The sequence below is a fragment of the Providencia sp. NPDC089933 genome, assembly GCF_049545585.1.
In the GTDB taxonomy this organism is placed as follows: domain Bacteria; phylum Pseudomonadota; class Gammaproteobacteria; order Enterobacterales; family Enterobacteriaceae; genus Providencia; species Providencia huashanensis.
This window is the reverse complement of sequence record NZ_JBMWDT010000002.1, coordinates 149,520-162,292: the sequence shown is the minus strand read 5'-3', so window position 1 is coordinate 162,292 and position 12,773 is coordinate 149,520. Positions and strand designations below refer to the sequence as shown.

Genomic DNA, 12,773 nt, shown 5'->3' with positions numbered 1-12,773 from the left:
ACCGAATGACTTCCCTATGGTTTTTCAGGCATTTTAGGATGCTCAATAGGGAATACAGGCAAAGCATTTAATAAACGCTTTCCATAATTTTTTGTCAGTAAGCGTTTATCATAAATAATTATTTCACCATAACATTCATGACTACGAATTAGCCGACCTGCCTGTTGGATTAAATTAAATGAAGCACTTGGTAAACTTTGTACTTCAAAAGGGTAACGTTTCAATGACTTTAGCCAGTCACCTTCTGTAATAATCACAGGGTTTGTTACCGGAGGAAATGCAATCTTATGAATATGGACTTGGGTAAGATACTCACCTTTTAAATCTAACCCTTCCGCAAAAGATTGCAAACCAACCAAAGCACTGGATAGCCCTTGGTTAATTCTTTCACAATGTGTTTCGACTAACCGATAGCGAGGCTGATCCCCTTGAACTAAAAGCTGTAACCGTAGGTCTTTAACATGCTCAAGGAACCCTTCCATTGCACGTTGGCTGCTAAACAATACCAAGACCCCACGGTGAGTATCTTTTATAAACTGCTCACGGAAAAATGCCGCCATTTCAGCTAAATGCTGAGCTTCACTATGAATAGTTGGCTCATATTCCATTTGAGGAATAATAATTTTCCCTTGCTCAATATGATTAAAAGGCGAAGAAAGGGTGACAAAACGATCATCATTTTTTTCTGATAGCCCTGTCAGTTCCATAAAACGCGAATAACTGTTTAGAGACCTAAGCGTTGCCGAAGTAATCACAATATGTGGCACATTTCGCCACAGTAAATGTTGCAATTGCTCGCTAACGCGGATCCCCGCGCAATGCATAAAGACGCGTGATTGGTTTTTTTCATAGCGCCGACTTAGCCATTTAGATATTGGCGCCCCTGAGCTTTGGTCTAAGGCTGCCAAACGCCAAAGCTTTGCCATATTTTCAAAATAACCCATAGCCCGACTAGTTGTTAAAATAGAGCGATGTAAGCGAACAATGTCTTGCTTTGCCGTTTGTTCAGTTAAATCGTTTAATATCGCTTCTGCTAACCCTTTTAGAGCATCCGTTTGCTTAAAGAGCATTTGGCAACTTAACTGCATTGGCTCTGGTAGTACCCCTAGAGGAAATAAATATTCATTCTCTTTCGACGTTTCAGGTAGTAAAGCATTCGCTAACATAGAAAAATCACGAAATGACTCTCGTAATTTTTCAGCATGTTGTTGTAGCCGCTCCGGATTAGCTAATTTTGGCGGCTTTACTGGCCGAAACTGCCCCATATATTGCCCTACATGATGAATAAAATTATCAAGCTGAGCAGTTAATTGAACTAACGTAATTTCACCTTCAACTTCAAGGGCATCCCTTGCGACATCAGGAACATGGTGCCCTTCATCAAGTACTAGTAATAATTTTTTAGGATCAGGTAGCACCGACTCGCTTTCCATCGCCGCCATCACTAATGCATGGTTTGCAACCACAACATCTGCATCTTCAATTTCCCGTCTAGCAATAAAAAATGGACAGCGCTGGTAAAATTGGCAATTTCGGCCTAAACAATTCATTTTATCTGTGCTGACTTTACGCCATAAGTTATCACTGAAAGAGCGCTTATGGTGGTCCCTTAGGCCATCCCATGCAAAACTTTGGAAATCATGGCTAAGCTGTTGGCAGATAGCCCGCTCTTCGCTATTTGCGACCTCTGTTTTATCTTCCACTAATAGCATTAAGTCAATTTGCTCGCCTTCTGCCGCACAGATTGCGGCTAAATTGCGAGGGCAAACGTAACGTGCTCGGCCAAATGCGCCAGTGTATTTCAAATCAGGAATAATTTTGCTCAATAACGGCAAATCTTTGCTATAAATCTGGTCTTGCAGCGCCACATTTGCCGTACTGACGACTAGCGTTTTACCTTCGGCTCTTCCCACTGCAATACCGGGTATTAAATAAGACAGCGTTTTCCCCACCCCTGTCGGCGCCTCAATAACAAGGTGGCGACCGTCATCATCTGCCAAATTTTTTGCTACTTCCGCTATCATCTGACGTTGTGGTGCTCGGGGAATAAACCCATCAATTTGTGATGACAGCCCCTTATACCACTGGGTTATTTGTTCTTTAATTTTATTCGACAGGGACATAAGTTATGCAGATGACCAAAGTTAAGATAAAAGATAATGAATCTGAAAACAGAAGGGAACGCCAAAACAATTTGTTTGCCAAGCGCTTCGCAAAACTACTGTATTAAACACCATTATACATAAAAATTGGGAAGCCTTTTGCAAAACACCAACTCATACGCAGAAAAAGCAGCTTTTAACTTGTTTGCAACACTCATCCAGTTATACTTTGTGTTCTTATTACTACTATGATTACGCAGGCCACAGAAAATGAAAAAGGTTGTTATCGCACTTTGCGCATTATGTGCTTTTGGCTCAGTAGGCGGCATTGTTTTAGCTGGCATGAATATTTACACTCGTTCAACGACACCTATTGAACAGGGGCAACAACAATCCCCCTCAGTATTACCAGCACCTAATCAAGTGCAATAATTTAGAGTCATTTATCAAACCAGCATGGAGATAGCTTATGTACAACGACTATTTTGTAACCCCTCAATGGTTAAACGCACATCTGTTTGATGGCAATATCATTGTACTTGATGCCTCATCTCCCCCACCAACCGCTCCTTATGACTGCCGTCAACGTTATCTAGAAGAACACATTCCTAACGCTCAGTTTTTTCATCAAGATGAAATCGCCGATAAATCCTGTGACTTACCTCATATGCTACCAAGCGCTGAAGTATTCAGCCACGCCGTTGGAATGATGGGTATAGGCAATGAGACGCAAGTTATTATTTACTCACAAAATAATTTATTTTCATCGCCTAGAGCATGGTGGACTTTCACCACTATGGGCTGCAATAACGTTAAAATTTTAGCGGGCGGTATCGATGCATGGAAAGCTGCAGGATTTACTGTTCAATCTGGTGAGGTTCCCCCTCCTGAAACTAAAAAATTCACAGCCTCACGTAAAGACAGTAATGCACTGAACCAGCAACAAGTACTTGATATTGTTCATGATGGTAAAATCCAAATTATTGATGCCCGTGCCACTGCTCGCTTTCTAGCTCAAGCACCAGAACCTCGCCCAGGGTTACGTATGGGGCATATTCCCGGCAGCAAAAATGTCCCGTGGGACCTACTGGTTGAAAATGGTATGTTTAAATCCCCAGAACAACTGAAAGCCATTTTTAATGAGCAAGGTGTTGATATTAATGCACCATCAATGACAACATGTGGCTCTGGGATGACCGCAGCTGTAGTGTTGATGGCCCTTACACTTTTGGGTAACCATAATGTACGGTTGTATGATGGTTCATGGGCACAATGGGGGCAGGATAATGGCCTTCCTATAGAGCCATAACTAATCAACCTTTTTCGATACCCCATAAAAGATATAAGCCACTAACTTGTCTGAGTGGCTTATATAATAGATTTTACTAACTAAGAAAGCGTTATTTTACAAATATACCCGCTAAGAACAGCACCACAATTGCCCCGATAACAGCGACAACAAAACTACCAAAGTTGAAGCCGTCAACCTTCCCTTTGCCAAAGAAGGTGCTAATGTACCCACCAACAACCGCACCAACGATCCCTAGCACAGTGGTCATAATAAACCCCATATGGTAAGTACCTGGCATTAGCCACTTAGCTAAGATACCTGCAATTAAACCAAAAATAATCCAAGCAATAACTCCCATCTTACTCCTCCTAGACTAGGTTGTTGCACAGTAATATTCTAAAAATCTTATATAATAGTAGTAAATAAGTTAACTAAACCACTACCATATCAAATAAGTAAAGACCCTATAAGCCAATTTAGCAACTATTAACTCCTGATAATTATTCGTGTTCATCATCAATGGCTAACTATTTCCGTTATGACCTGTGCTATCTGTTGAGCATTTTTTAAAGACCTTACTTGGGAAAATAATTCGTCTGCTTGCCGGTACTCTTTACGTAAATAACCAAGCCATTGCTTGATACGAGCTGCATGGTAATTACCTGTATCCCCTTGTTTTTCTAACTCCGTATATTTTAATAGTAATGACCCAACCTGCTCCCACGGCATTTTTTTATGGTTATGCTTAATCACACGACTCAGGTTCGGGGTGATCAACGCTCCACGCCCAATCATTACTGCATCACAACCTGTAATATTAAGGCAACTCTGAGCGCTGGTATAATCCCAAATTTCCCCATTAGCGATAACAGGGATCGTAAGTTTCTGACGAATTTCAGCTATTGCATGCCAATTAATTCGCTCTGCTTTGTAACCATCTTCTTTCGTTCGCCCATGAACAGTTAATTCTGTTGCACCTGCTTGTTGAACCGCATCTGCAATTTCATAAGCAAGGTCACTATTATCCCAGCCAAGACGAACTTTAGCCGAAACCGGTAACGGTTTAGGTACTGCTGCTCTCATCGCTTTGACTGCGTTATAGATTAAATCAGGCTGTTTTAATAATGTTGCTCCACCGCCATGGCCATTCACTGTTTTAGAGGGGCAACCACAATTTAAATCGACACCATATGAACCTAGTTCTATAGCTCTAGCCGCATTTTCAGCTAACCATTGTGGGTGTTGCCCTAATAATTGCACCCGTACTAAAGTCCCAGAAGGAGTTCGGCTTTTATACTTTAGTTCAGGGCATAGGCGATAAAAGGTTTTTGCCGGCAATAAAGTATCAACTATTCGAATAAATTCGGTAATACAAAGGTCATAATCATTAACTTCACTAAGTAAAGTGCGAACTAGAGGATCTAAAACCCCTTCCATCGGAGCTAATAAAACACGCATAAATTACTCACCCAAAAACGCCATAAGGTAAAAAGAAATTTCATACATTTAATTGCCTTAAATAAAGCACCTTTAGAATATTAATATTAACGTGTGACATAAAACTTAACCTAATCAATTGCCGCCTATAATACATTTTCGTTGGTAAATAAGCAGAAGAATTATCATAAGAATGAGCGTCTTAATGGGGAAATGGCAACGAAGAGTTTTAGCGAGGGGAAAGCTATATCAAAATAAGTAGCTCAACCGATGTAATAAACATCGTGCTGAGCCACTTTTTTAATACGACTAGTTAAATCAGTTAACCTTCGTGACGACCTTGTTTAGCTTTTTTCTGTGCATTTTTCCATGGCGAACTCAACGTTTTCCCCGTACTAGGCTTAGCCGTGGATACATTGGTACGACGAGGTTTATTGCTAGAAGCCCCACTCGAACGGCGCTCACCACGTTGTGGTGTTTTTTGAATAGGTTCCGCTTTAATAGAAGGGTCCGGCTCGTAGCCCTCTACAGACATTCTTGGAATCGGCTTTTTAAGTAATTTTTCAATATCTTTAAGCAATTTAGCTTCATCAATACACACTAATGAAACCGCCATACCTGTCGCTTCAGCACGGCCAGTACGACCAATACGATGTACATAATCTTCAGCTACATTAGGCAGCTCAAAATTTACAACATAAGGCAGTTGTTCAATATCTAAGCCTCGTGCTGCAATATCGGTTGCAACTAAGACTCGAATATCCCCAGATTTAAAATCGGCTAAAGCACGTGTACGAGCACCTTGGCTTTTATTACCATGAATAGCCGCAGCCTTAATACCGTCTTTATTCAAATGCTCAGCTAGACGATTAGCCCCATGTTTTGTCCGAGTAAAGACTAAAACTTGTTGCCAATTCTCACGACCAATCATAAAAGAAAGTAATTCCGATTTACGTTTTTTATCAACTAAATGAACATACTGAGTAATTTGTTCAGAAGCTGAATTACGAGGAGCCACTTCAATGGTCACTGGGTTATTCAGTAACTTATTTGCTAACTGCTTAATTTCATCTGAAAAAGTAGCAGAAAATAATAAATTTTGACGTTTTTTAGGTAATTTATTAATAACTCGGCGGATATCATGAATAAACCCCATATCTAACATGCGGTCAGCTTCATCTAACACAAATACTTCTACTTGAGAAAGATCAACCGCATTTTGATGAGCTAAATCTAACAAGCGCCCTGGGGTCGCGATTAAAATATCCACGCCTCCGCGTAACTTCATCATCTGAGGATTAATACTTACACCGCCAAAAACCACAAACGAACGAATACGTAGATGACGACTATACTCTTTTACATTTTCAGCAACTTGTGCCGCAAGCTCCCTTGTTGGCGTCAAAATTAATGCGCGAATTGGCTTACGATTATTCCCAGCACGAGGAGTAGCAACCAGTTTTTGTAAAATTGGCAACGTAAAACCCGCAGTTTTACCGGTGCCTGTTTGTGCGCTGGCTAAAAGGTCGCTTCCTGCAAGCACTGCTGGGATCGCTTGTTGTTGAATTGGCGTTGGACTTTCATAGCCTAATTCATTAATGGCAAGCAAGATTTCCTCGTTTAATGCGAGGTCTGAAAAAGTAGTCAAATTAAATTACTCCGGGCTTCACCGCTTTCAATAGATTTTGGCAGTTATGGGGGAAGTGAGTCAGAGGAAAAAGCGCAAACTGCCGTGCGACATCACCAAATTCTAACATTATTTGCAGATGATAAATATATTAATTTAGTTTGGTTAATAAATTAATATAAAATCCCCCCTATATAGTATATATACTTACACAATACTATGAGATGTCGTTTTTTGTCCCTTATAAACATAAAAGCCAATTAAGAGCTTATTGGGTGTTATTTAATTCTGATTTTTAAAAGGAATGTTTATGAATACAGGTTCATCGCAAACTTTGCGGGGAGAAAACGCAAAAACACAACTGCTGCACACAGCTGCTGATGTCTATGGAGAGCAAGGCCTTGATGGCGCAACAACACGGAAAATTGCACAAGCTTCAGGGCAAAATATCGCCGCAATATCTTACTATTTTGGTTCAAAAGAAGGGCTTTACTTAGCCGTTGCCCACCTTATAGCCAAAAATATCAAAGATGATTTCAGTGATGTTTTCTTGGCAATTGATCAATTTTTAGAAAAACCGATAGCAACTCAAAAACCTGAGGATGCTTTAGATTTACTGCAACGGACTGTAATTGCGTATAACTATTTTCAACTCGAAAAGAAAAATTTGAGTTTTTCGCGTATATTAGCGCGCGAACAGCTCAATCCAACTGAAGCATATACCATCATTCATGAACATGCTTTAGGCCCAATACACTCACGATTAAACCGGCTTATCGCCCTCTATATTGGTGCAGACCCCAACCATTTAACGACGCTTATCCACACCCATGCTATTCTTGGTGAAACCCTGTCATTTCGTATTGCACGGGAAACATTGTTACGGCAAACGGGTTGGAAACATATCAATGAAAATGAATTTGAAATTATTAATCAAGTTCTTATTGAGCATACTAATATACTTTTAGCTGGTTTACGTCATCGCAAACAACATGAAAAGTGATATCATTAATTAAAGTGAAATATTCACGTTGATTATCACTAGAGGCTGATGATTTTCGCCGTCTTTCAAACAGAAACCGAGCATCAAAAATCAACAGCCTCTAACACCAATATCCGTTTTTCATATCACAGGTTCTTAAGTAAGGTTAGCTATGAACAATAAAAACCGTTCCGCAGTTGTTCTAATTATTGTCATATTAATCGGTATTGCCGCTGGAGGTTATTACTATTACCAATCTCAGCAAGAGAATACATTGACACTCTATGGTAATGTTGATGTTAGAACCGTTAACCTTAGTTTCCGTGTACCTGGAAAACTGGCGTCTTTAAATGTCGATGAGGGTGCACACGTTGTTGCAGGGGATAAACTAGGTCAACTTGATGATGTCCCTTATATCAATGCATTAAATAAAGCTAAAGGGGTACGTGATAGCGCGAAGGCTCAGTTAGCATTAAAAGAAAGTGGTTACCGTACTCAAGAAATTGCTCAAGTTGAAGCTGAAGTCGCACAGAAACAAGCCGCTTGGCAATATGCGGATAATTTTTATAAGCGCCAGCAAGGGCTAGCAGCTTCACGCGTTATTTCAGCCAATGAGCTAGATAATGCAAAAAATAATCGCAATCAAGCTTTTGCCGCACTCCAAGCCGCACAAGATAAACTCAATCAATATCAAAGTGGTTTTCGCCAAGAAGAAATAGCCGCCGCAAGGGGCGAATGGTTGCAGGCTGAAGCTGCTGTTGCACAAGCTGAATTGGACTTACAAGACACTCTTTTAACCGCCCCCTCCACCGGTACAATATTAACTAGGGCTATTGAGCCTGGCACTATCATTAATTCAGGCAATACCGTATTTAGCGTGACACTCACAAACCCTGTTTGGGTCAGAGCCTATGTCAGTGAACCCCACCTCGGTGAGGCAGTACCGGGCAAAGAAGTACTTTTACGTACTGATAGCCGGCCAGATAAGCCTTACCACGGTACCATTGGTTTTGTCTCGCCGACCGCCGAATTTACCCCTAAAAGCGTACAGACACCTGATTTAAGAACTGATTTAGTCTATCGGCTACGCATTGTTGTCAATGATGCAGATGAGGCATTACGTCAAGGAATGCCTGTAACCATTCAATTCACTGATCATAAGCAATAAGAGTTTGCAATGAGTGATAATTACAGTATTCACCTAGTCAATGTCGAAAAAACGTTTGTTGGCCTTAGCGCCCCTGCGGTTGAAAGCTTAACAATCGATATTCATGGTGGCTCTGTGACAGGTCTTGTTGGCCCTGATGGCGCAGGTAAAACCACATTAATGCGAATGCTTGCCGGCTTATTAAAACCAGACTCGGGGAAAATTCGAGTTATGGGGCTTGACCCCATTGAAGACAGTATCGCGATGCGTGCAAGTCTTGGTTATATGCCACAAAAATTTGGGCTATATGAAGACTTAACAGTCCAAGAAAATTTGGACTTATATGCTGACCTTAGAGGCATAGTGGGTGAAGAACGCATATCTACTTATCGGCAATTACTTTCTTTTACGAGCCTAGCCCCTTTTACTAAAAGGTTGGCGGGTAAACTTTCTGGCGGAATGAAACAAAAGCTCGGTTTAGCTTGTACATTATTAGGTAAACCTAAAGTGCTGCTATTAGACGAACCGGGGGTTGGTGTAGACCCAATCGCACGACGCGAGTTATGGCAAATGGTGCATACCCTTGCAGATGACGGTATGTTAATCCTTTGGAGCACATCATATTTAGATGAAGCCCAACAATGTAAAAATGTACTGCTTTTAAATAAAGGAAAGCAGCTTTACTCTGGCGCACCTGAAGTATTAACCCAAAAAATGGCTGGGCGTTCCTATTTACTTGATGCCCCAGCTAACCAAAAACGCACAGTGCTACAAAATGCGCTCGTATTACCCGAAACCACCGATGGAGTCATCCAAGGCCGTTATATTCGCCTAATTTTAAAGCCTAACGCATCCCAAGCAAATTTATTAGCAGCTTTAGATATGAGCGATAAAAAGCTGATTGAGGCACAACCCCGCTTTGAAGATGCTTTTATTGATTTGCTTGGTGGCGGGCCATCCCATCGTTCCGAATTAGCGGCTATCGTGCCACAAATACCTGCTAACCCGCAGGAAACTGTTATAGAAGCTCGTAATTTAACAAAAAAATTTGCTCAATTTGCGGCAACAGATAGGGTCAACTTTCAGGTCAAACGAGGGGAAATTTTTGGGTTGTTAGGGCCTAATGGTGCAGGTAAATCGACAACATTTAAAATGATGTGTGCTTTAATGAAGCCAACCGATGGCCAAGCATTGGTACTGGGTATGGACTTAAAAACGAGTTCAAATAAAGTTAGGCAACATCTTGGCTATATGGCTCAAAAATTTTCACTATATGGCAATTTAAAAGTTGGGCAAAACCTAAAGTTTTTCTCTGGTGTTTATGGTTTACATCACAAACAACAATCAAGCAAAATTCAAGAGATGGTCGATGCTTTCAATTTTACTCCCATAATTAATCAGGTCACAGACTCTCTTCCCTTGGGTTACAAGCAACGTTTAGCACTGGCCTGCTCGTTAATGCATGAACCTGATATTTTATTTTTAGATGAACCGACTTCAGGTGTTGACCCGTTAACCCGTAGGGAATTTTGGTTACATATTAATGGTATGGTTGATAAAGGCGTCACTGTCATGGTCACCACACACTTTATGGATGAAGCAGAATACTGCGATAGAATTGGGCTGGTTTATCATGGCAAAATTATTGCTGCGGGTACCCCCGACGAGCTAAAACAGCAAGTTGTGACTAACGATAACCCAGACCCATCGATGGAAGATGCGTTTATTGGTTTGATCAACCGTTATGATAAACAGCAGGAGGCTCAATGACTCAATCAGCTTCCCATTTTTCATGGCGTAGGCTCAAAGCGCTATGTTGGAAAGAAACTAAACAAATTGTCCGTGACCCAAGCAGTGCATTAATCGCTGTTGTTATCCCACTAATGTTATTGTTTATTTTCGGTTATGGTATCAATCTAGATTCAAGTAAATTACGCGTTGGTATTTTGCTTGAGCAGCAAACCCCACAAGCACGTGAATTAGTCGATACCTTTACAGGCTCGCCATTTATTGATGCAACTATTAGTAATAATAGAAACTTTTTGATAGACAAAATGCAAGCTGGTGAGATCCGCGGCATTGTCGTGATCCCTGTTAATTTTTCAGCGCAATTATTGCAAGCACAAGGCCATGCGGCTATCCAAGTTATTACCGATGGTAGTGAGCCAAATACCGCGAATTTTGTGCAAGCATACACCAAAGGTATTTGGCATACATGGCAGATGCAACAAGGGGAAAACCAAGGTAAACCCATTTCCCCCTTGATTGAAGTCGATATGCGTTATTGGTTTAATGAGGCGGCCATTAGTCAGCATTTTATTATCCCAGGGGCAATCAGCATTATCATTACTGTTGTCGGGGCTATTTTAACCTCGCTGGTCATTGCTAGGGAGTGGGAACGTGGCACAATGGAAGCGTTACTTTCTACTCAAATTACTAAAACTGAATTATTACTTTCAAAATTACTGCCATACCAAGTGCTTGGCTCATTTGTGATGGTTTTATGCATGTTTGTCACCACTTTCGTGTTAGGTGTGCCTTATCGAGGTTCATTACTGGTGTTATTTGTGATCACCAGCCTTTATCTTGCAACCGCACTTGGAATGGGCTTATTAATTTCTACCATCACTCGTAATCAATTCAATGCTGCTATGGTGGCTCTAAATGCCGCATTCTTACCTGCAATAATGTTATCTGGTTTTATTTTTGAAATTGATAGCATGCCAGCAATCATTCAGGTAGTGACTTATTTTATCCCTGCTCGCTATTTTGTCAGTAGTTTACAAACACTATTTCTTGCTGGGGATGTCTACCTCGTTTTACTGACCGATTTTCTGTTGTTAATCGCATCAGCCATCTTATTTATTGGCTTAACGGCGCTTAAAACCCGTCGTCGTCTTGATTGAGGTGTCACTATGTTTTATCGCTTATACACCTTAATTATGAAAGAACTTCAATCATTACTTCAAGAACCACAGACGCGGATGATTTTGATTTTACCTGTGGTTTTTCAGATGATTTTATTTCCCTTGGCTGCCACATTAGAAGTCACTAATACCACGATTGCTATTTTTGACCAAGACAGTGGTAAACACTCTATAGAACTAACCCAACGGCTCGCCAAAGCCAGTGCTTTTTCTCATATTTTATTAGTGAAAAATGAGAAAGAGGTTCGCAAAGTACTTGATAACCGCCAAGCACTACTCGTCGTTCGTTTTAGCCAAAACTTTAGTGCTGATATTGCGACACAACAAAATGCCAATATGTTATTACTGCTTGATGGACGTAATTCAAATAGTGCGCAAATTGCTGCAAACTATGTTGAACAAATTGTGATGCAATACCAACAAGAATTGGCACAAACACAGGTCTCCCTCAATAACAGTGAATTAGTTGTCCGTAATTGGTATAACCCTAATTTGGATTATAAATGGTTTATCGTTCCATCATTAGTTGCTCTGATAACCACTATTGGCGTTTTGATTGTAACATCGCTGTCAATTGCAAGAGAACGCGAACAAGGAACCCTCGACCAACTATTAGTTTCCCCACTAACAACTTGGCAAATATTTATCGGTAAAGCGGTCCCTGCTTTGATTGTGGCTACCGCGCAAGCAACCCTAGTACTTGTCATTGGTATTTTTTGCTATCAAATTCCGTTTGCTGGCTCCCTGCTGCTATTTTATGCCACCATGTTATTTTATGGCTTGTCATTGGTCGGGTTTGGGCTATTAATTTCGGCATTATGTTCAACGCAACAGCAAGCATTCATTGGTGTATTCGTGTTTATGATGCCAGCAGTCTTGTTGTCAGGGTATATTTCCCCAGTTGAAAATATGCCAATTTGGCTACAAGAAATAACGTGGATTAACCCTATTCGCCATTTCACAGAAATAACCAAGCAAATCTACCTTAAAGATGCAGATTTCTCCGTGGTTTTTCATAGCCTTTGGCCATTATTTATCATTGCGATAATCACCAGTTCAGCGGCTTATTATTTATTTAGGAAAAAAATAGCGTGATCATAAAGATATAACATTACGTTTTAGAAGCACAATTGAACATGCTAGAGACACCAATAACGCCTTGAATTACAAACAAACTAATAATATTCAAATCATATTTTACGATAGTATTTAGATCAAAAAACCCTTGTTACCGAAGTAACAAGGGTTTTGAATTTTTAC

At 40.5% G+C, this 12,773-nt stretch carries 11 protein-coding genes; 7 read left to right on the top strand and 4 right to left on the bottom strand.

The features are described 5' to 3' along the window. Nucleotides 1-14 precede the first annotated feature (14 nt). Nucleotides 15-2,123: an ATP-dependent DNA helicase DinG gene (gene dinG, locus ACPEH5_RS04540; protein WP_131680499.1), complete on the bottom strand. Its 2,109-nt coding sequence runs from the start codon at nucleotides 2,121-2,123 to the stop codon at nucleotides 15-17. A gap of 249 nt (nucleotides 2,124-2,372) precedes the next feature. Here dinG and ACPEH5_RS04535 point away from each other — a divergent pair, with 249 nt between their 5' ends. Further along, a complete protein-coding gene (locus ACPEH5_RS04535; protein WP_164975526.1) occupies nucleotides 2,373-2,534 on the top strand; it encodes a hypothetical protein in 162 nt (53 codons plus the stop codon). A 37-nt stretch (nucleotides 2,535-2,571) separates the two neighbouring features. Continuing rightward, on the top strand, nucleotides 2,572-3,411 hold the full coding sequence (gene sseA / locus ACPEH5_RS04530; RefSeq protein WP_042846590.1) for a 3-mercaptopyruvate sulfurtransferase: 840 nt from the start codon (nucleotides 2,572-2,574) through the stop codon (nucleotides 3,409-3,411). A 91-nt stretch (nucleotides 3,412-3,502) separates the two neighbouring features. On the opposite strand, the gene ACPEH5_RS04525 is transcribed toward sseA, so the two are convergent. The 3 genes from ACPEH5_RS04525 to rhlE all read right to left on the bottom strand — a co-directional run bounded on the left by ACPEH5_RS04525 (nucleotide 3,503) and on the right by rhlE (nucleotide 6,478). Next, nucleotides 3,503-3,751, bottom strand: coding sequence for a GlsB/YeaQ/YmgE family stress response membrane protein (locus tag ACPEH5_RS04525; RefSeq protein ID WP_042846591.1), 249 nt, complete (start codon nucleotides 3,749-3,751; stop codon nucleotides 3,503-3,505). Nucleotides 3,752-3,909: 158 nt separating this feature from the next. After that, nucleotides 3,910-4,851, bottom strand: a complete 942-nt coding sequence (dusC, locus tag ACPEH5_RS04520) for a tRNA dihydrouridine(16) synthase DusC (RefSeq protein WP_166685362.1) — start codon at nucleotides 4,849-4,851, stop codon at nucleotides 3,910-3,912. A gap of 301 nt (nucleotides 4,852-5,152) precedes the next feature. Beyond that, complete coding sequence (rhlE, locus tag ACPEH5_RS04515; protein ID WP_210814282.1) at nucleotides 5,153-6,478, bottom strand: ATP-dependent RNA helicase RhlE; 1,326 nt, start codon at nucleotides 6,476-6,478, stop codon at nucleotides 5,153-5,155. Nucleotides 6,479-6,761: 283 nt separating this feature from the next. Here rhlE and cecR point away from each other — a divergent pair, with 283 nt between their 5' ends. The 5 genes from cecR (at nucleotide 6,762) to ACPEH5_RS04490 (ending at nucleotide 12,608) form a co-directional block, all read left to right on the top strand. Beyond that, a complete protein-coding gene (gene cecR, locus ACPEH5_RS04510; protein ID WP_173424819.1) occupies nucleotides 6,762-7,460 on the top strand; it encodes a transcriptional regulator CecR in 699 nt (232 codons plus the stop codon). 151 nt (nucleotides 7,461-7,611) lie between these two features. Then, nucleotides 7,612-8,607 carry a secretion protein HlyD gene (gene hlyD, locus ACPEH5_RS04505; RefSeq protein ID WP_210814283.1) on the top strand — a complete coding sequence of 332 codons (996 nt, stop codon included), beginning with the start codon at nucleotides 7,612-7,614 and terminating at the stop codon, nucleotides 8,605-8,607. A 9-nt stretch (nucleotides 8,608-8,616) separates the two neighbouring features. After that, entirely contained in the window at nucleotides 8,617-10,356 is a 1,740-nt protein-coding gene (locus ACPEH5_RS04500) for an ATP-binding cassette domain-containing protein (RefSeq protein ID WP_166686720.1), read from the top strand. Beyond that, nucleotides 10,353-11,492, top strand: a complete 1,140-nt coding sequence (locus ACPEH5_RS04495; RefSeq protein ID WP_042846597.1) for an ABC transporter permease — start codon at nucleotides 10,353-10,355, stop codon at nucleotides 11,490-11,492. Before ACPEH5_RS04500 ends, ACPEH5_RS04495 begins: the two co-directional genes overlap by 4 nt. A 9-nt stretch (nucleotides 11,493-11,501) precedes the next feature. Then, nucleotides 11,502-12,608 (top strand): ABC transporter permease, encoded by a 1,107-nt coding sequence (locus ACPEH5_RS04490; protein ID WP_042846598.1) that lies wholly within the window; start codon nucleotides 11,502-11,504, stop codon nucleotides 12,606-12,608. Nucleotides 12,609-12,773 lie beyond the last annotated feature (165 nt).